The sequence below is a fragment of the Sorangium sp. So ce693 genome (genome assembly GCF_051521375.1).
Taxonomy (GTDB): Bacteria; Myxococcota_A; Polyangia; order Polyangiales; family Polyangiaceae; genus Sorangium; species Sorangium atrum.
The window spans coordinates 1,962,364-1,980,893 of record NZ_CP150347.1; the positions used below are offsets into that span (position 1 = coordinate 1,962,364).

The window sequence follows — 18,530 nt, forward strand, 5'->3', positions numbered from 1 at the left end:
AGGCGCGCGTGCGGGCGCATCGCGAGGCGCGCGGCTACCCCGTTCGGCCTTGCGGGACCTCTGGGTTCTTGATACGCGTCGAATCGCCGCTTCGGGGTCCTTGTCCATGCCGTCTGCTCGCGTGCTCTCCATCGCAACCCTGGCGGCCTTCGCCGCTCTGTCGTGTGGGGTCACGAGCGGTTGTGACGGCCGCAAGCCGAGCGAGGACCCCGCGGCCGGGAAGCCCGCCGCTGCACCTTCCGCGACGGCCAGCGCCGCGGAAGGTGCGGAAGGTGCGGAAGGTGGACAGCGCGCCCTTCCCCCGGGCGACGACCGCTTCGCGGCCCAGATCGCGGCGAACCTGCCCCGGGTGCCCGACCCGGTGATCCAGGCGCCGGAGAACGGGGGCGCGGGCGCCGAGCTCGACAACGGCGCCTTCCGCGATCGCGCCGTCGCCTTCGTCCGTCAGGTGGCGGCGGGCGGTGACAAGGTGACGTGCGATCTCGCCCTCTCGTCCAAACGCCCCTTCCGCGCCGTCGTGATGGGCTTTCGGGAGGGGAAGCAGATCGCCCGCGGGGAGGCGTCGGACGCGGGGCTCTGCGTCGCGCTGAAGGACGCCGCGCGCAGGGCCGTGGCCGCGGCGGGCGGCGCGGCGGCGATGACGAGCGCGCTCGCGGGCGCGCGGCTGGTCGTGGAGCTGCCGGATCATCACGAGTCGATGGTGGAGAGCGTCGAGCGCCCGGGGAAGGGCGTCGAGCTCGTCGAGGGGCTCGTGCCGGTCCGCGCCCTCGACAAGGCCCTCCTCGCGCGGCGCATCGAGGACGGCAAAGGCTATCTCTTGCGCGTCATCGATCCACGGCACAAGGGGGTTCACAAGTACTACCACGCCCCCGCGGACCGGTTCGAGCGCGAGCTGCACACGATCTACACCGCGTCCACGGCGCTGACGCTGCTCAAGCTGCACGCCTACAAGCCCGACGAGCGCCTGCTCCGCCTGGCGACGGAGGCCGCCGGCTTCATGATGGGCATGCAGAGCCGCGAGGCGCGCGATCGCACGGCCGGCGGCTTCTTCTACGCGTTCGACCTGGAGCGCGAGCGGCCCGAGCGCCGGCTGGTCGTCGGCACGGCGTCGAAGTCGATCTTCACGCTCCTCGAGCTCCACGGCGTCACGAAGGACAAGAGGTACCTCGAGTCCGCCGTGCTCGCGGCCGAGTGGCTGATCTCGATGCAGCGGCCGGACGGCAGCGTGCGCTCGGCCCTGATCGGGCAGGAGGGCGGAGCGTGGAAGGTCCAGGGCAAGGACTCGACGCTCTACACGGGGCAGGTCCTCTCCGCCCTGTCGCGCACCTACCGGGCCACGAAGAACAAGAAGTACCTCGACGCCGCGGCCCGGACAGCGGACTACCTGCTCGCCAGGATCGCAGAGAAAGGGTGTTTCCTCGGCGACGACTACAGGAAGCCCAACCCGATCTCGAGCTCGTGGGCGGTCCAGTCGCTCCTCGACTTTGCCAAGGCCGGCGGCGACCAGCGCGTCGAGCAGACCGTCTTCCGCTGCGCCGACGACCTCGTGAAGCGGCAGTGGCGCAGGCCCGAGGACGCCTACCGCTACGGCCGCTGGCAGCGGTCGCTGTCGAGCAGCGGGAGCGGCTGGCTCGCCGAGGTGATGTCGGAGGTGTACCACCACTGCCGGAAGAAGGGCACCGAGGGCTGCGATCGGTACAAGGATGCGGTGGTCGCCGCGATCCGGTTGCTCTTGCAGTACACGTACGGTCCGGAGAGCTCGTTCGTTGTGAAGAACCCGCAGGCGGCCGCCGGCGGCGTGTTCTGGAGCGTCAGGGATCGCTACGTGCGCACCGACTCGGTGTGCCACGCGATGAACGCGTACCTCAACATGATCGGCGATCTCGGCGACGGCCCGCTGCTCACGCTGCCCGAGCGGCCCCTCGCCGAGCGGATGGCGCTCTCCGCGGACGCGGCGGGCGCGGGGCCCCCCGAGGACGAGGGCGAGGAGGCCGCCGCGGGGCAGTCCGGGCCGAAGGGCGACGACGCGGACGACTGAAGAGAGCGCGCGCAGACGGGGATGGCGTCGCCGGAGGGCGCGCGGCCGCGGCCCGGCGTCGCTTCGCCGAGCGGGGCGCCCGAGAGCCGGAGAGCCGGCGGACCGCGCCTTCGGCGCGATCGAGAGGCGAGAGCAGAGTGGCATGGATGATTTGACGTTGTTCCAGGAGAACCGCGCATGGCTCAGGTGAAGATCTACGGAATCAAGGAGAAGCTCAATCCGGTGAAGGAGGCCCTGTCGAGGGTGATCCACGCCTGCGTCATGGAGGCGCTGCAGATGCCGCAGGACAAGCGGGCGCATCGCTTCTTCCCGATGGAGCGCGAGGACATGCTGGCGCCGGGCGGGCGCACAGACGCCTATACGATCATCGAGATATCGATGATCACCGGGCGCAGCGTGGAGACGAAGAAGAAGCTCGTGCGGCTGCTGTTCGACAAGATCCGGGACGAGGTCGGGATCGAGCACCAGGACATCGAGATCTGCATCTCGGAGTCGCCGCCCCACGACTGGGGGTTTCGCGGGATGCACGGCGACGAGGTCAAGCTGAACTACAAGATCAACCTCTAGGTCCGGGCGCTCGCGGGCTTCCCCGCGCGGCAGCGCGGGCCGGGCGCCGGTGCGGATCCGGCGGTCAGCGCGGCAGCGCGGCCACGATGCGCAGCGGCCCGCCGGAGCCGGCGCGGATCTTCATCGGGAGCGCGATGACGAGCGCGCCCCGCGGAGGCAGCGACTCCATCGAGGCGACGTTCTCGAACGCGGGGATATCCGCCCCGAGCAGCACCCGATGGGTGATGAAATCCTTCGACGGGCCGTTGTCGATGCTCGCCGTATCGATGCCGACCGCGCCCACGTTCCGCGCGACGAGCGCCCGCGCGGCGTCCTCGCCGATGCCGGGGAAGTGCAGCGCCTCGGCGTGGCCAGGCCGATCGTCGCCGAGATACCTCTTCTTGTCAGGCCAGCGCGCGCCCCAGCCCGTCCGGATCAGCACGATGGTGAGCGGCTCGATGGCGCCGTGCGCCCGCTCGAACGCCTCGATGTCCGCCCTGGTCACGAGGTAGTCGCGGTCCCTGGACGCGGCGGCCGACACATCCACCACCACGGCGGAGCCGACGAGGCGCGATAGGGGCACGGCGTCTGCGGTCGATTTGCCCTCGGCGAAGTGGATGGGCGCGTCGAGGTGCGTGCCGCCATGCTCCGGCGCGCAGAGCGTATATGCGGAGTAGAAGTAACCGCCCTCGGTCTTGCCGTAGTGCACCGTCTCGTGGGCAAAGCCGGTCGTCGCCGTGGGCCAGTAAATGGTCTTGTCGTCGAAGGGATAGGTCAGATCGACGAGCCGCGCGCCCTCGGGCAGGCGGATGGCGCTCGCGCCGGCGCCAGCAGAGGTGTTGCCCAGCGCTCCCGCCTGCTCCGCCGCGCAGCCCGCCGAGAGCGCGGCGAGCAGGATAACCGTCGAGATCAACGTTCGCATCGAGCCCCTCCTGGCCGGCCATGCTACCGGCCGCGTGAGATGATTCTGTCACCGGCCTCGCGCCGGGGCATCGATCCCGACGTCGCGCGCGGGCAAGAGCGCAGGGAGCGACGAGGACGGGAGCGTGGCCAGCCGCAGGCGATCGCGGCGCTGCCCGGTCGGCTCTATCCGAGGCGCGCTCGCCGGTCGGCCCCGACCCGCGCCCGCCATGGCGCCGCCACCTGCCTGGCGCCACGCCACACCCTGGATTCGGCTGATTTCAGCGGCCTGCGCCCCTGGTACGCGCGCTGCCATGGATGCCGCGCATGGGAGACGCCGACATCACGCTTCGCCACCTCGCCCGGAGGCGCCCCGAGGACCTGGTGCGCGCTCTCGTTCCGGAGGGCCGTCCCGTCGAGGTCCTCGGCTGGGTCGACAGCCAGGTCACGAACATCGAGCGTCGCCTCGACAAGGCCATTCGCTTGCGGATCGACGGCGAGCCGCGCGTGCTGCACGTCGAGTTCTGCTTCGCGCTCCGCGACGACGTTCCGGATCGCGTCTTCGAGTACCTCGGCTTCCTCTTCGCCGCGCTGCGCCTCGATGCTCACGGGGAGGCGGTGCCGCCGATCGAGAGCGTTGCCGTGGTCCTGTCGGGCCGCAGGCGGCGACTGCCGGCGACGGGCAAACGCTGTATCGCGTGGCCGGGGCGGCCGTTCAGCGGCGCGCACTTCCGCATCGACGCCGTCTACCAGCGCACGGTCTCCGAGCTGCGCGCGCGCGGCAGCGTGCTCTGGCTGGTGTTCGCGCCTCTCGCCCGGAACGCGACCCTGGCGGCGCTGAGGCAGGTCGTCGCGGAGATCCATACGGGGGCGGCCACCCCCGAGGAGCGGGCCGAGCTGTACACGGCGCTCCTGGTGATGGCCACCATCGATCCCTGGGGGCATAATCTGCTGAAGGAGCTCGTCGTGATGGTGGAGGACAAGGAAGAGGGGCTGCTCCGGCGCACGCCGATCATCGGGGAGATGATCATCGAGGCCGAGCGACGCGGGGAGCGACGCGGCGAGGAGCGCGGGGAGCGGCGCGGCGAGGAGCGCGGGGAGCGACGCGGCGAGGAGCGCGGGGAGCGACGCGGCGAGGAGCGCGGGGAGGAGCGCGGCAAGCAGCAGGCGATCGCGGAGCTGCTCGGCCGGCTCTTCGCCCGGCGGATCGGGCGGCGACCGACGGCCGAAGAAGAGCGCTCGATCATCGAGCGAGCCCGCGCGATCGGCCCGGGCGAGGTCGAGGATGCCTTGCTCGATCTCGAGGCCGACGCGCTGGTGCGCTGGCTCGCGGAGCCGCTTCGCACGTCGTGAACTCCGCGGGAGGATGGTTCTCCGCGCGCGTGATCGCGGCGATTCGACCCAGGTAAGCGCAGCCGCAGCGCAGGAGCCGCAGCGGCGCGGCCCAGGTCGGGAGCGACCGTCGGCCCCAGCGGGCCGGCCATCCCCGCCGGCGGCGGTCAGCCGCTCCGGCGGGGCGCCCGCTTCTTGGCTCCGGCGTGCGGCGAGTTCCTGGACTCCCTCGGTCGCGGCGCCGCTTCGAGCTCCGCTTCAAGTCCCTTGAGGATGAGCTCCAGCCCGTACCGGAACCGCGCGTCCGTGTCGGCGCTCAGGAGGTGCGGGAGCGCCGCCGCGAGGTGCGGGTAAGCTCCTCGCTCCACCGCCTCGCGGAAGAGCGCTGGATCGGCCTTGCCGCGGTCCGCTCCCGGGCGGACCACCAGGGCCTGCTCCTCGAGGGCGAAGCCGATCACGTAGTACACGATCGACCAGCACCCCCACGCCGCGGCGCGCGGGGAGAGACCGGCGTCGCTCAGCGCGCCGATCAGCACCTCCGAGACCCGCAGCGTGTTGTCCTGCGCGACGTAGGTCCCCGCGAACACCCGCGCCCCGTCGCGGTGCGCGAGGAGCGCCCGGCGGAGCCGCTCGCCCATGTCCGCCGCGCGCTCCATCCCCGAGAGCGCTACCGGCACGCTCTCCGCGCAGCCCGCCAGCATGGCCTCCGCCATCGCGTCGAGCAGCTCCTCCTTGTTCTTGATGTGCCAGTAGAGCGTCGCCGCCTGGACATCCAGCTCCTGCCCGAGCCGGCGCATCGTCAGCGCATCGAGCCCGACGTCGTTCAGGAGACGCAGCGCCGTCGCGACGACCTGCTCACGTCGTAGCCGCATCGTCGGTCCTTCCCTCGCTCGCGCCCGGAAGTCGAAGCACGGCCTTGACTCTAACACCGTTCAATTTACTCTAACGTTGTTAGAGTTCGGGGCGTGGAGGTTTCAATGCCGATGCAAAATGATGTTGTGGTGGTTGGAGGTGGCCCGGTAGGGATGTTGCTGGCTTCGGAGCTCGCGCTCGCGAAGGTCCGGGTCCGTGTGCTGGAGCAGCGGCGGACGCGCACCGAGCAATCGCGCGCGCTCACGGTGCACCCGAGGAGCCTGGAGATCCTCGATCAGCGCGGGATCGTGGACCGCTTCCAGCGCCGGGGTGTGCCGATGCCGGCAGGGCACTTCGCGTGGCTCGACACCTCGCTCGACTTCTCGCGCCTCGACACGCGGCACCCGTACACGCTGTGGCTAGCCCAGGCCCAGACGGAGGCGCTCCTGGAGGAGCGGGCCCGGGAGCTGGGCGCCGAGATCCAGCGCGGTTATTCGGTCGTCGAGGTCGCGGAGAGCGAAGGCGAGGTCGCCCTGCGGGTCGAAGGCCCCGAGGGGCAGGTCGAGGAGCGCGCGCGTTACGTGGTGGGGTGCGACGGAGCGAGGAGCACCGTGCGGCGCTCGAGCGGCATCGGGTTTCCGGGCACGGAGACGACAGTGACGGCCATCCTGGGCGATGTGGAGCTCGACGAGCCTCCGGCCAGGCCGTTCAGGCACACGTGCTCGCGCGGCTCCGTGCTGGCGGCCCCGCTTCCACCCGGCGATCACGAGGGCATCTATCGCTTCGTCGTGTTCGACCCGGAGCGGGCTCATGTGCCCACGTCCGAGCCGGTCACGCTCGGGGAGCTCGAGAGCGGCGTCGCGAGGATCGTCGGGAGGGGCTTCGGGATGCGCGATCCGCGGTGGCTGTCGCGCTTCGGCAATGCGACGCGGGTCGCCGAGCGGTACCGGCGTGGGCGGGTCCTGCTCGCGGGCGACGCGGCGCACATCCACTTTCCCGCCGGCGGCCAGGGGCTCAACGTCGGACTGCAAGACGCGATGAACCTCGGATGGAAGCTCGCTGCCGAGGTGAACGGCTGGGCGCCGCCCCGCCTCCTGGACAGCTATCATGACGAGCGCCACCCCGTGGGCCTGGCCGTGGGGCGCAACACGGAGGTTCAAACGAAGCTCGGCGACGTCTCGGAGGCGGGGCTGGCGCTCCGAAAGATGATGAGCGACTTGCTCGCCATGGAGCCCGTCAATCGGCGGATCTCCGAGCTCGTGAGCGCGCTGGATGTCGCGTATCCGCCCGGCGACACGGCGGCGGCGCACCCCTGGGTCGGCAGGCGGGCGCCCGATCGCGCGCTCGTGACGGACCGCGGCGCCGCGCGGCTGTACGAGCTGCTCCCCACGGGCCGGTTCGTCCTGCTCGACCTCACCGGTGCGGTCGATCTCCGGGAGGCAGGCGCGGCGTGGAGCGATCGCGTCGACGTCGTCCGCGCGACGGCCGCGCCGGAGAGCGATCTCGCCGCCCTCGATGCGCTCCTGGTGAGGCCGGACGGGCACGTCGCGTGGGCGAGCGACGCCGCCCGACGGGCGACGTGCCTCGCCGATCTGAGGGGCGCGCTCGAGTCCTGGTGCGGGCCCGCGTGAGGCCGCGAGGGTGCGCTCACACCTTCGGAAGAGGTGGAGAAGGTGGCGCACCGACGCCCGCGTTCAGCCCGCACGCTCCTGGATTCGGTCTGGCGCGCCCCGACGCGAAGCGCTAGCTTCTGGCCAGGGTGCGCAGGGGCGCCCTCCCCGCCGGAAAGAAGCCTTTCACCCTGCGACGCGACGACCGCGAGTCACCTCGCACCGTCATGACCACGTCGACATCCTCGGGCCGAGGGAGCGGGTAGCGGCCGATTCGAGAGGAGACGTCCATGATGGATCCCGTTCGCGAGCTGAAGACCCGCGCTGAGCTGCTGCACAAGCAGCTCGCGTCGAACGACGCCAAGGCGCTTTTGCGCCTGCGCGCGCTGCCCGAGCTCGGGCGCGCCGACGAGGCCGCGCTCGCCGCGGCCGTCGCCGGCATCCGCCGGAAGCACTGCCTCGCGGTGGTCGCGCGCGAGTGCGGCTTCTCGAGCTGGGAGCGCGCGCGCCTCGCCCTCGCGGGAGAGCCCGGAGCGCCCGAGCTCGGGACGCTGCTCTACGGCCGGGATGGCGGCGTGCTGCACCACTGGTTCGCGACCTACGAGGAGGCGCGCGCCCACGTCGAGGCGCTGCCGGAGGCGTCGCCCGGCTATCTCCTCGCGTACAAACACCACTTCTTCGTCGCCGATCGCGCGTTCGTCGCGTCGCTCGGGCTCGATCCCGACGACCCGGACTGGCAGGCGATCGGGTGGGACTGGGCACGGCCTGCCGATGTCGCCGCGCGGAGCCGCCTCTACGCAAAGCGGCTCGCCTCGATGCGGGGGTGGGCATGAGCGCCCCGGAGCTGCACCCGGACGTCACCGCCGCGCTCGAGGCCGCGTTCCCGGGGCGCCCGGTCCAGGACGTGACCTCGCTCTCCGGCGGGTTCTCCGGCGCCGCGCTGATCGCGTTCGTCGTCGACGGCGCGCCGTACGTCGCGAAGCGCTTCGCGCTCGATCCGAGCGATCCTGAGCGCGCCGCGCGCGAGAGCGCGTGCATGCGCGTCGCGTCCGAGCGCGGCGTCGCGCCGCGCCTGCACCACGCGGACGCGCGGACGGGCGTGACGATCATGGACCGCATCGCGGGGACGCCGCTCCGCCCGACGAGCGATCCGACGCAGATCGAGCGGGTCGCGGCGGCGTTGCGGCGGCTCCACGACGGTCCGCCGTTCCCGCGCGGCCCGTCGCGCATGGACTTCCTGCGCTTTCTCGACGCGCAGTGCGCCGCGCTCGCAGGCGTGGGCCTGCCAGCCGAGCTCGTGCGCACCATCGCCGAGCTGGAGCGTGTGAGCGCGCCCCACGCGCACGCGGCCGCGTGTCATCGCGACCTCAACCCGAACAACGTGCTCGTGGCGGCCGAGCGCGTGTACTTCGTCGACTGGACCCACGCGGGCGCGGGAGATCCGTTCATCGATCTCGCGCAGCTCGGGGTCTTTGCGTACCCGCGGCCTGAGCAGCGGGAGGCGCTGCTCGAGGCGTACCTCGGGAGGCCCGCGAACGACGGCGAGCGCGAGCGAGCGCGTCTGGCGCGCGCCATCGCCCTCGCCTTCTACGCTGCGAGCTTCTTCTTCGGGGCTGCCCGCCTCGGCGGGCCGCCTCCCGAAGATGACGCGTCCCGCCCGCTCGCGGAGGTCCTCGCCGCGTTCGGCGCCGCGCCGGAGCGAACGCACCCCGGCGTCGTCGCCGCCGCCTTCCTGCGCGAGGTGCGGCGGGAAGCCCGGGCGCTCGACGTCCTGCGCGGCTTGCCATGACGCCACGCTGACGGCCTGAGGCGCGAGCCCGCAGCAAGGATCGCGACCCACCTCGATGATCTCCAGCGAGCTCAGCGGGCGGCGTGACGTTGCCAGTCGGGACGCGACCGGGCGGCTGTGCAGCACGACAGCAGCACATTCAGGGAGACTCGGGGTCCCCCTGTGGGGACTCCTTGTCTTTCTCGGTGAAGTCCTCTCGAGCGGCCTGAGCCCGAGGTGCGCGGCAAGCGCGCGCTGGCGCTGAAGGAACCATGACATTTCTACGTTCGCGCCAACCAGGGCTGGCAGTGAGGCAAGGTCCGTTGGGCGGAGGTGCGCGGGATTGCGATGATTGCGCCCGGTGGTTCGCGCAGATAGCGTGGGTGCATGGGGAGCTGGGAGAAGGTCCAGGCCGCGGCCGCGACGCTCGGCCTCGCCGCACGGGACCGCGAGGCGAGGGGCCTCGTGGCGGGGCGCCTCGTCTCCGTGGAGATCAGCTGGACCCAACGGCAAGCGCACGTCCTCGTCCACGGCTGGCTCCAGCCGCCCCTCGATCTCGGCCTCGAGATGCACCGTCGGGACGTGGCGCTGGGGTTCGTGAACGCGGTCGCGACCGGCAGCGACGATCTCGACAGCGAGTTCTCGATCGCGGCTGACGATCCCTCCCGGACAGGGGATCTCTTCACCGTGGCGCTCCGAGAGCACCTCGTCGCGCTGCACCGCGCGTCCTACGACGTCCGGATCCACGATGGCGGCTGTACGCTCTCCGAGCCGTACAGCTTCGGCATGGACGAGGCGTGGATCGTGCGCGCCGCCCACAGCGCCGCGCAGATCGTCGAGCTCCTCGACGGCGCGCGCGCTGGCCTCCGCGCCGCCGCGTCGCTCGCCGGACACGCCGAGGCGCTCCGCGCGCTCGCCGCGGCGCGCGGCCTCGCCTTCGCGAGCGCGCCGCTCTCGGTCACGGGCCGCATCGAGGGGGGCCCGATCGAGATCGGCTCGGAGCGCGCGGCGCGCGATCGCCACCGGGTCATCGCGCGGGCGATCTTCGAGACCGAGCTCGGCCTTGGCCTCGCCGTCCGGCGTGAACGGCTCCTCGACGGCCTCGTCACGATGCTGGGCGGGCAGGACATCGTCGTTGACGACGAGGCGTTCGATCGTCGCTTCCTCGTGCGCGTGGATCCGCGGCAGACCGACCGAGCCCCCGAGCTGCTCGACCCTGGCGCCCGTAGGGCCCTCCTCGCCCTCGACGAGCGCGCTGGCCCCGTCGCCATCGACGATCGCGGCGTGACCGTGGGACCGATCGCCTCCTCGATCGCGCCGGAGACGATGGTGTGGGCCACCGACACGCTCGACGAGGTGCGCGCAAGGATCGAGCGCAACCTCCTGCGCGGCCCCGGGGGCGGGCCCTACCGCTAGCGATGGGCACGTCGAGGCGCACGCCGTGATCCGGTGCGCCCAAAGCCAGCACGGCAGGCGCGGCGGTTGCCGTCCTCGACGACGCGCAGGGCGCATTGCGAGTACGCCTCTCGATTTCTCTCTCTCCCGATCATCGCCCGCGCCAGGGCCTGCTTGCCGCGATTTGCTGTGCCTGCCTCGGGACTGACGGCCTCTGCGTGAACTGCAGAGTCCGCCATTTGCGTGGAGGAGCCGTGCTTGACGCCGTGAGCGGCAGGTCTGCATAATCGCGCCCATGAGCTACATCGACGGCTTTGTCACTCCTGTGCCCACGGACAAAAAGGCAGCTTATCGCGAGGCCTGCGTGAAGGCCGCGGAGGTCTTCAAGGAGTATGGTGCGACGCGCGTCGTCGAGTGCTGGGGCGACGACGTGCCCGACGGCAAGATCACCGACTTCAAGGGCGCGGTGAAGGCCGAGGCAGGCGAGACCATCGTGTTCTCCTGGATCGTGTGGCCATCGAAGGAGGTGCGCGACCAGGCGGGCGCGAAGATGAAGGACGACCCGCGCATGCAGATGACGGAGAATCCACCTTTCGACCCGAAGCGTATGATCTGGGGCGGGTTCGCGGTCCTCTTCGACTCGAGCGGAGAGGAGCGCTAGGCGAGCGCCAGGGCCAACGAGATCACGCCGCAACGCTCCTGGAGCTGTCGACGCCCATCGTGCCCATCAGCCAGGGCGTCCTCGTGTTGCCGCTGGTTGGCGTGCTGGACGCGGCGCGGGCGCAGCAGATGATGGAGAACCTGCTGAGCAGGGTGGTCGAGCGGCAGGCGCGGGTGGCGATCATCGACGTCACCGGCGTGCCGCACATCGACACGGCCTCGGCGAGCGCCCTCCTGCAGGTGGCGCGGGCGGTCCGGCTGCTCGGGGCGCAGGTCGTCCTGACGGGGATCCGGCCGGAGGTGTCCCAGGCCATCGTCCACCTCGACATCGATCTCGCCGGCATCATGACCCGCCGCGACCTGCAGAGCGCGATCTCGTTCGCGACCGGGATGAGCCTGGCGCACGCGTCGCCGTCCAAGCCATGACGCACCTTGCCCGGGGGCTGCTGCTGCAGAAGCACCCGGGCAGCACCCGCCTGCTGCTCCAGCAGCATGGGGTTGTCTGATATAACGGATCCACGTCTTTTGAAGCGGACATAAGCCTGGTACGCCGCATGCAGAATGCAGAACGCAACCCGCAGCGGCGCAACGAGCGTCGAGCTTCTTTCCTGACAGAGTGCGCGGCGTGTGCCGCGCGCGGCCAGTTTCCTTCGCTGCCGGGAGGCGTCGGGGCCATCGAGCCCTCTCTGAATTCTCCCCCGGGACGGCGCGCTGGAGCGCGAGGGCGCGGTCACAAGGCCGAGCGCATCTGCGGTGCTTCCGCCCGACCTGCTCTGCTGGCCACGGTGAAGGCTTGGTCCGCGCAATGCAATGCGTCAGGACGATAGTTGACCTGAAGAGAGCCATGAAAGATCCAGTGATCGCGCCCCGCGCGGTCTCAGCCATCCTCGCGAGCACGATCCTGACGAACGCCCTCCCGGGCGCGCCAGGCGTCGTGTGGCGTCGACTCGCGACGCGCTCCGAGCTCTGCGCGCAGGCGCTCTCCTGGCGCTCGCAGCGGCTCGCGCCCCGCCGGATCGGCGCTGACGTCGAGCGATGGACCGCCACGCGCTGTAGGGGCGCCGCGCTCGCGGCGCTCTAGCTCGAAGGCCTCTCACATTCTCAGCACAGGAGCGGGCGCCTGGTCGGCGCGCGGCCTCGTGCGCCCTGGGCGCGGCTGCCCGGCGCCGATGGCCGCCGCGTGACCGCGCGATCGCGCCATGGAGTCATCGTCATGAGCGTCTCATCCTCTCACCTCTCGCTGAAAGACGGCAAGAAGACCTCTCGCTCGCGGGTGGTGCGCGACAAGCTCGATTACCCGGTGATCGACACCGATCTGCACACGATCGAGTTCGCGCCGATCCTCGAGGATTACATCGCGAAGTACGGCGGCGCGAAGTCCGTCGACGAGTTCCGCGACGCGATCAACCGGGGCTTCGGCTACCTGAGCAACGAGTGGTACGAGCTCACGCCCGAGCAGCGCGCGGCGCAGCGCTCGGTCCGCCCGCCGTGGTGGGCGCTGCCGACGAAGAACACCCTCGATCTCGCCACGGTGTCGCTGCCCAGCCTGCTGCACGAGCGGCTCGGCGAGTCGGGGACGGACTACGCGGTTCTTTTCCCGAACGTCTCCACGTTCGCCACCCACGTCGGCAAGGAGGATCTGCGCCGGGTGCTCATCCGCGCGGTCAATGCCTATCACGCCGACGTGTACCGGCCGTACGCCGACCGCCTCACGCCTGTCGCGGCCATCCCGCTGCACACGCCGCAGGAGGGCGTCGAAGAGCTCGAGTTCGCCGTGCGTGAGCTCGGCCTCAAGGTCGCCCTCATCCCGGGCAACCTCCGGCGGCCGATCCGGTCGGTGGCCGAGAAGTACCCGTCGCGGCACCACCCGGACGTCGCGCGGCACGCGAACTGGCTCGACACGTTCGGCGTGGACAGCGAGCACAACTACGACCCGTTCTGGGCCAAGGCGGTCGAGCTCAGGACGGTGCTGACCACCCACTCCGCCGGGATGGGGTGGACCAGCCGCAGCTCGGTCTCGAGCTACATGTACAATCACATCGGCCACTTCGCCTCCGCCTCCGAGGCGCTCGCGAAGTCGCTCTTCTTCAGCGGCGTGACCCGCCGGTTCCCCGATCTCCGCGTCGGCTTCCTCGAGGGAGGGGCGGCGTGGGGCGCGACGCTGTTCGCGGATCTGGTGGGGCACTGGGAGAAGCGCAACGGTAGGGCGGTCCAGAACTACAACCCCGATCTGATCGAGGCGAAGCTGCTGTACGCGCTGTACCAGCAGTACGGCGGAGAGGAGGTCGCGGCGCGGCTCGGCGACATCAACGCTGTCCTCGGCGGCGCGCTCGGCGTCTCGAACAACTCGCGGAGGCAGCCGCAGGACGCGGGCGCGCTCGACGACTTCGCGGCGGCGGGCATCGAGCGGATCGAGGACATCCGGGACCGGTACGTGCCGAACTTCTACTTCGGCTCGGAGGCGGACGACCCCACGATCGCGTACGCGTTCAACACGAAGGTCAACCCGCTCGGCGTGCAGCTCAACGCCTTCTGGGCGTCGGACAGCGGCCACTGGGACGTGCCGGATCTGACCGAGGTCCTCGCGGATACCTGGAGCCTCGTCGAGCGCGGGGCGCTCACGGAGGCGAACTTCCGCGATCTCGTGTTCACCCATCCCTACAACTTCTTTGCAGGCAAGAACCCCGGCTTCTTCGCCGGGACCGCGGTCGAGCAGAAGCTGCGGAAGAGCAAGGCGGCCTGAACGTGGAGCGCCGGGCGGGGCGACGGAAGCGGCCCCGCCCGACGGTAACTGTGAATCAACGAACCCCTCTGGATCCATTCATGCGTTTGCTCGACCGCTCAAGAACCGCCCTCTCATCGATCCTCGCGACGACGACCATCGTCCTTTGCGTGACGCAGGCGAGTGCGCAGAACCCGCCCGGCAGAACCCAGGGTGAGCGTCCTGTACCTGCGCCCGGTGGTGCGGCCCCCGCGCCTGCCGGCGTGGCCCCCGGCGCCGCGGCGCCTGCGCCCGCTGGCGCGGCTCCGACGCCCGCGGGGGCGACGCCTGCTGGCGCGGCCCCCGCCGCGCCGGGCGCCGCGGCCGCCGCCCCGGCTGCTCCCGGCGCGCCGCCCCCCGGCACCCCGCCCGCGGGCGACGCGGCCGCGGAGGCCTTCGTCGAGCCCGATCCCAACGCCGTCACGCGCGACGACCTGCAAGGGCTCGTCACCGACCTCGAGAACTTCAAGTTCCAGTGGCAGCGAGAGCGCGACCTCCACACCGCCCTCTCGACCCGCTCCCTCCTCGTCGGCGGCGTCATCCAGGCGCGCATCGGATGGACGGAGCAGCCGGTGAACACGGCGACCTCGAACGATCGCAAGGTGACGTTCGACACGGGCGCCGCGACCCTCACGTTCAATGGCATCCTCTACAAGGACTACGAGGAAGGCCGCAACCTGACCTACTCGGTGCGCTTCGGCGCCTCGCCCCAGCAGGCGAGCAACAACAGCTTCCTCAACCTGCTGGACGCGCAGCTGGCGTACTCCGTGCTCCCCACCCTCGCCCCCGAGGACTGGGTCCTGCAGGTCACCCTGGGCCAGCAGCTCCTGCCGTTCGGGCTGGAGGTCCCCGCGAGCGAGGAGCTGAAGCCGGTGATCACCAACGCGCAGTTCACGACGAAGCTCGGGCTGAACCGGCGCGACCTCGGGCTCATCGTCCGCGGCGACGTGCTGCCGCAGGTGGACTACGGCTACAACTACCGGGCGCCCGTCCTCGCCTACGCGATCGGCATCGTCAACGGGAGCGGGCCGAACACGGCCGACGACAACAGCGAGAAGGACATCATCGGCCGCCTCGCGTTCACCGTGCCGTCCGACTACAACTCCATCCTCCGCCAGATCACGCTCGGCGGGAGCGCGTACATCGGCTGGCAGAACACGTTCCTCAAGGACGAGAAGAAGACGCTGTCCGGAAAGGGCGTCAAGCGCCGCTTCGGCGGCGATATCTACTACAACCACTATCCGATCGGCGTCACCTACGAGTTCATCTACGGCCAGGACGACGTGACGCTCGGGACGACGGCGGAGGACCCTCGGAAGACGAGGCAAACCAGCCTGTCGCACGTGGCGACCTTCTTCTACAACTGGGGCGAGCAGTTCCTGAGGGGCTACCGCAACCAGGGCCGCTACGACGACTGGTGGCCGAAGACCTACCAGCCGTTCCTCCGCGTCGACCTCTTCGACCCGAGCACCGAGGTGAAAGAGAACCGGGTCGACGTCTACACGCTCGGCTTCAACGTCTTCTTCGCGGAGACGACGAAGTTCCAGCTCAACCTCAACCGTCGAGACGACCGCACGAGCACCGAGGGGGCCACGCACGAAATCCTAGCCCAGCTCCAAGGCGGCTTCTGAGGAGCGATGCTCGCCCGCTTCGGATACGGGCCCACCTCGACGTCTTCGGTGCTCGGCGTACCGGAGTACGCCTGCGCGCCGAAGACGTCGATCTGGGCCCGTCTCCTGTGCGGGCGAGCATCGCTCGGCGACGCGTGGCAATGAATTCAGTGAGGAAAAATATGAGACGAGCTTTGATTTTTGTGCAGATGTTGGTGGCGGCGATTTTGACGTTGTCTGCGCATGTGGCGCGGGCGGACGCGCCTAGCGTCATCCGGGTGGCGTTCGCGGGGGTGGGGATCGGGAACCGGCCGTTCGTCGGCGGTAGCAGCTTGAGCGTGGTGCACGCGCGGGGGCTCCTGGAGGAGGAGTTCAAGAAGGACAACATCAAGATCGAGTGGTCCTTCTTCAAGGGCGCCGGGCCCGCCGTCAACGAGGCGTACGCGAACCACCTGCTCGATTTCGCGCTCCAGGGAGACCTGCCGTCGAGCATCGGGAGGGCAGGGGGGCTCAAGACGAAGCTCCTCGCGGGGGTGTCGACGAGGCAGCACACCTACCTGGCCGTCCCGGCGGACTCGTCGATCGCGTCGCTCGCGGACCTCAAGGGGAAGAAGGTCGCCCTCTTCAAGGGCACGAACCTGCAGCTCGCCGTCAACAAGATCCTCGCGGGCAGCGGCCTGTCGGAGCGCGATCTCCGGATCCTCAACATGGACTCCGCGACCGCGAAGGCGGCGCTGGCGACCAGGGACATCGACGCCGCCTTCGGCGGATACGACCTCCTCACGCTCCAGGATCAAGGGGTCGCCAAGATCGTCTACTCGACGAAGAACGACTCGCCGGCCTACCTGCGGCACGCCCACCTGATCGTCACCGAGGACTTCGCGAACAAGTATCCGGACATCACGAAGCGCGTCGTCAAGGTCGTCGTGCAGGCCGCCCACTGGATCGCGCAGAACGAGGCCAACCCGGCGCCGATCTACCAGCTCTGGTCCAAGTCGGGGGTGCCGTACTCGAACTTCAAGGCGGACCAGACGGGCGACTCGCTCAAGGTGCGCGCGAGCCCCCTGTTCGATGAATACCTGATCTCCCGCTACAAGGCGGCCGTCGTCGACGCGAAGCGGTTCGGCCTGATCAGGAACACGTTCGACGTCGACTCCTGGATCGATCTGCGGTTCCTGAACGCGGCGCTGAAGGAGCTGAACCTCGAGGGCTACTGGCCCGAGTTCGACGTGAACGGGAAGGTCAAGCACCCCGGGAGGTCATGAGAGGAGCGCGCGGCGAAGGGGCCCAGCGCAGGGCAGGGCGGAACGCCACGAGAGAAAGGCAACCAAGATGACGCAGCAGGGAATTCAAGAAAGCCAGACCCAGGCCGCCTACAAGCTCGAGGCGCCCGACGTGGCGCTGCCCGCGGGCCGCGCCTCCCGGCTCCTGTCGCGGCGGGTGGGCAACGTCGCCGTGGGGCTCGTCTTCCCGGCGGCGCTCCTCCTCGCGTGGAGCTACGCCTCGCAGCGCGAGCTGATCCCGGCGCAGATCCTGCCGGCGCCAGGGCTCGTCCTGCAGACGCTGACCGAGCTCGCGAGCTCGGGCGATCTGCACACGAACATCGCCGTCAGCCTCGGCCGCGTCCTCGGCGGCTTCGCCGCGGGCGGCGCGGCGGGCCTCGCGCTCGGCATCGCCATGGGGCTCTCGCGGCGGGTCGAGGAGCACGTCCACCCGCTCTTCAAGGCGCTCTCGCAGGTCCCCGCCCTCGCGTGGCTGCCGCTGGTCATGATGGTGGCGGGGATCGGCGAGTCGCTCAAGCTGATCCTCATCGCGCAGGCGAGCCTCATCCCGGTGGCGATCAACACGTTCCAGGGCATCAAGAACGTGCCGGGATCGTACATCGAGGTGGCCCGGGTCTTCCGGTTCAGCCATGCTCAGCTGCTCCGGAAGGTCGTGCTCCCCGCCGCGGTGCCGTCCATCGCCGTCGGCATCCGTTACGGCCTGACGCAAGCGTGGCTGTCGCTCGTCACGGTCGAGCTCCTGGCGTCCTCCGAGGGCGTCGGGTTCCTGATCGTCTGGGGCCGCCAGCTGTTCCAGCTCGACGTGGTGCTCGCGGCGATCCTCGTCGTGGGGATCGTCGGGCTCGTGCTCGACAAGGGGCTCGAGGCGATCGAGGCCCGCCTCCTCCGCTGGCGGCGCGCGGCCCTGTAACACCTCACCGGAACCTTACCGGAACCTTACGGAGATCGCACGATGAGCGCCATCACCCATGCTCTGATCCAGCCGCGGCTGCGGCGCGGCCTGGTCCTGCCCGTCCTGCTGTTCGTCGCGTGGCTCGTGGTCTGCCGCTACGAGCTCGCCAACACCCGCATCCTGGTCCCGCCGCTCGCGGTCTGGGAGGCCGCGAGGGCGCTTCACGAGAGCGGCGAGCTCTGGGGCCACCTGCGCGCCAGCCTCGTCCGGGATCTCCTTGGGCTCGCGCTGGGCGTCGTGGCGGGCGGCGCCGTCGGCGGCCTCCTCGCCGTCTCGCGCACCGCCGACAAGCTGTTCTCACCGAGCTTCCACGCCGCGAAGCAGGTCGCGCTGTTCGCGTGGATCCCGCTCATGTCGGTGTGGCTCGGCGTCGGCGAGCAGGCGAAGGTCGCCTTCATCGCGCTGTCCGCCTTCTATCCGGTCGTCGTGAACACCTATGAAGGCGTGCGGAGCGTCGGTGTCGAGCACATCGAGGTGGCGCGGGTGCTCCGCTTCTCGCGGTGGCAGATCCTCCGCAAGGTCATCCTGCCGTCCGCCGCGCCGTCGCTCTTCGCGGGCGTGCACCAGGGGCTCATCTACGCGTGGCTCGGCACGCTCGGGGCCGAGTACCTGCTCGAGCCCGCCCCCGGGATCGGCAGCTTGATGGTGGACGGGCGCGAGCGCTTCGCCATGGATGTCGTGCTGGTCGGGCTCATCGTGTCCGGCCTCGTGGGCTTCGGCCTGAACGCGCTGGCCAAGGCGGCGGAAGACCGCCTGTTGCGATGGCGCGTCCGCGGCGTGTGAACGTCGTCAACGTCTTCAACGTTTGATTCCGTCTGCTTCG

17 protein-coding genes are annotated in these 18,530 nt (G+C 70.3%); 15 read left to right on the top strand and 2 right to left on the bottom strand.

The window, feature by feature from the left end; genetic code table 11:
• Positions 1-106: 106 nt before the first annotated feature.
• Together WMF14_RS07445 and WMF14_RS07450 are read left to right on the top strand one after the other, a co-directional pair.
• Positions 107-2,038: a D-glucuronyl C5-epimerase family protein gene (locus WMF14_RS07445; protein WP_437799573.1), complete on the top strand. Its 1,932-nt coding sequence runs from the start codon at positions 107-109 to the stop codon at positions 2,036-2,038.
• Positions 2,039-2,215: 177 nt separating this feature from the next.
• The gene (locus WMF14_RS07450) at positions 2,216-2,605 is read left to right on the top strand and encodes a tautomerase family protein (RefSeq protein ID WP_437799575.1); all 390 of its coding nucleotides are present in this window, start codon (positions 2,216-2,218) and stop codon (positions 2,603-2,605) included.
• Positions 2,606-2,669: 64 nt separating this feature from the next.
• Here WMF14_RS07450 and WMF14_RS07455 read toward each other — a convergent pair whose 3' ends face one another.
• Entirely contained in the window at positions 2,670-3,506 is an 837-nt protein-coding gene (locus tag WMF14_RS07455; RefSeq protein ID WP_437799577.1) for a cyclase family protein, read from the bottom strand.
• Positions 3,507-3,811: 305 nt separating this feature from the next.
• On the opposite strand from WMF14_RS07455, the gene WMF14_RS07460 reads away from it, so the two are divergent.
• The gene (locus WMF14_RS07460) at positions 3,812-4,837 is read left to right on the top strand and encodes a hypothetical protein (RefSeq protein ID WP_437799579.1); all 1,026 of its coding nucleotides are present in this window, start codon (positions 3,812-3,814) and stop codon (positions 4,835-4,837) included.
• Positions 4,838-4,983: 146 nt separating this feature from the next.
• Here the strand turns inward: WMF14_RS07460 and WMF14_RS07465 are convergent, their stop codons facing one another.
• Positions 4,984-5,688 (bottom strand): TetR/AcrR family transcriptional regulator C-terminal domain-containing protein, encoded by a 705-nt coding sequence (locus WMF14_RS07465; protein WP_437799581.1) that lies wholly within the window; start codon positions 5,686-5,688, stop codon positions 4,984-4,986.
• 111 nt (positions 5,689-5,799) lie between these two features.
• Here WMF14_RS07465 and WMF14_RS07470 point away from each other — a divergent pair, with 111 nt between their 5' ends.
• The 12 genes from WMF14_RS07470 (at position 5,800) to WMF14_RS07525 (ending at position 18,490) form a co-directional block, all read left to right on the top strand.
• Positions 5,800-7,299 carry an FAD-dependent monooxygenase gene (locus WMF14_RS07470; RefSeq protein WP_437799583.1) on the top strand — a complete coding sequence of 500 codons (1,500 nt, stop codon included), beginning with the start codon at positions 5,800-5,802 and terminating at the stop codon, positions 7,297-7,299.
• Between the two features lie 269 nt (positions 7,300-7,568).
• The gene (locus WMF14_RS07475) at positions 7,569-8,111 is read left to right on the top strand and encodes a hypothetical protein (protein ID WP_437328078.1); all 543 of its coding nucleotides are present in this window, start codon (positions 7,569-7,571) and stop codon (positions 8,109-8,111) included.
• Positions 8,108-9,067 (top strand): phosphotransferase, encoded by a 960-nt coding sequence (locus WMF14_RS07480; RefSeq protein ID WP_437799585.1) that lies wholly within the window; start codon positions 8,108-8,110, stop codon positions 9,065-9,067. The genes WMF14_RS07475 and WMF14_RS07480 overlap by 4 nt, the downstream gene beginning before the upstream one ends.
• Before the next feature lie 366 nt (positions 9,068-9,433).
• Complete coding sequence (locus tag WMF14_RS07485; protein ID WP_437799587.1) at positions 9,434-10,462, top strand: hypothetical protein; 1,029 nt, start codon at positions 9,434-9,436, stop codon at positions 10,460-10,462.
• Positions 10,463-10,736: 274 nt separating this feature from the next.
• The gene (locus WMF14_RS07490; RefSeq protein ID WP_272100977.1) at positions 10,737-11,102 is read left to right on the top strand and encodes a DUF1428 domain-containing protein; all 366 of its coding nucleotides are present in this window, start codon (positions 10,737-10,739) and stop codon (positions 11,100-11,102) included.
• A gap of 59 nt (positions 11,103-11,161) precedes the next feature.
• The gene (locus WMF14_RS07495; protein WP_437799589.1) at positions 11,162-11,527 is read left to right on the top strand and encodes an STAS domain-containing protein; all 366 of its coding nucleotides are present in this window, start codon (positions 11,162-11,164) and stop codon (positions 11,525-11,527) included.
• 418 nt (positions 11,528-11,945) lie between these two features.
• Positions 11,946-12,182, top strand: coding sequence for a hypothetical protein (locus WMF14_RS07500; RefSeq protein WP_437799591.1), 237 nt, complete (start codon positions 11,946-11,948; stop codon positions 12,180-12,182).
• Positions 12,183-12,314: 132 nt separating this feature from the next.
• The gene (locus WMF14_RS07505) at positions 12,315-13,844 is read left to right on the top strand and encodes an amidohydrolase family protein (RefSeq protein ID WP_437799593.1); all 1,530 of its coding nucleotides are present in this window, start codon (positions 12,315-12,317) and stop codon (positions 13,842-13,844) included.
• Between the two features lie 242 nt (positions 13,845-14,086).
• Positions 14,087-15,493 (top strand): hypothetical protein, encoded by a 1,407-nt coding sequence (locus tag WMF14_RS07510; protein ID WP_437799595.1) that lies wholly within the window; start codon positions 14,087-14,089, stop codon positions 15,491-15,493.
• A 161-nt stretch (positions 15,494-15,654) separates the two neighbouring features.
• Positions 15,655-16,737 carry an ABC transporter substrate-binding protein gene (locus tag WMF14_RS07515; protein ID WP_373372274.1) on the top strand — a complete coding sequence of 361 codons (1,083 nt, stop codon included), beginning with the start codon at positions 15,655-15,657 and terminating at the stop codon, positions 16,735-16,737.
• A 67-nt stretch (positions 16,738-16,804) separates the two neighbouring features.
• Complete coding sequence (locus tag WMF14_RS07520) at positions 16,805-17,665, top strand: ABC transporter permease (RefSeq protein WP_437799597.1); 861 nt, start codon at positions 16,805-16,807, stop codon at positions 17,663-17,665.
• A 42-nt stretch (positions 17,666-17,707) separates the two neighbouring features.
• Positions 17,708-18,490 carry an ABC transporter permease gene (locus tag WMF14_RS07525; RefSeq protein WP_437799599.1) on the top strand — a complete coding sequence of 261 codons (783 nt, stop codon included), beginning with the start codon at positions 17,708-17,710 and terminating at the stop codon, positions 18,488-18,490.
• Positions 18,491-18,530 lie beyond the last annotated feature (40 nt).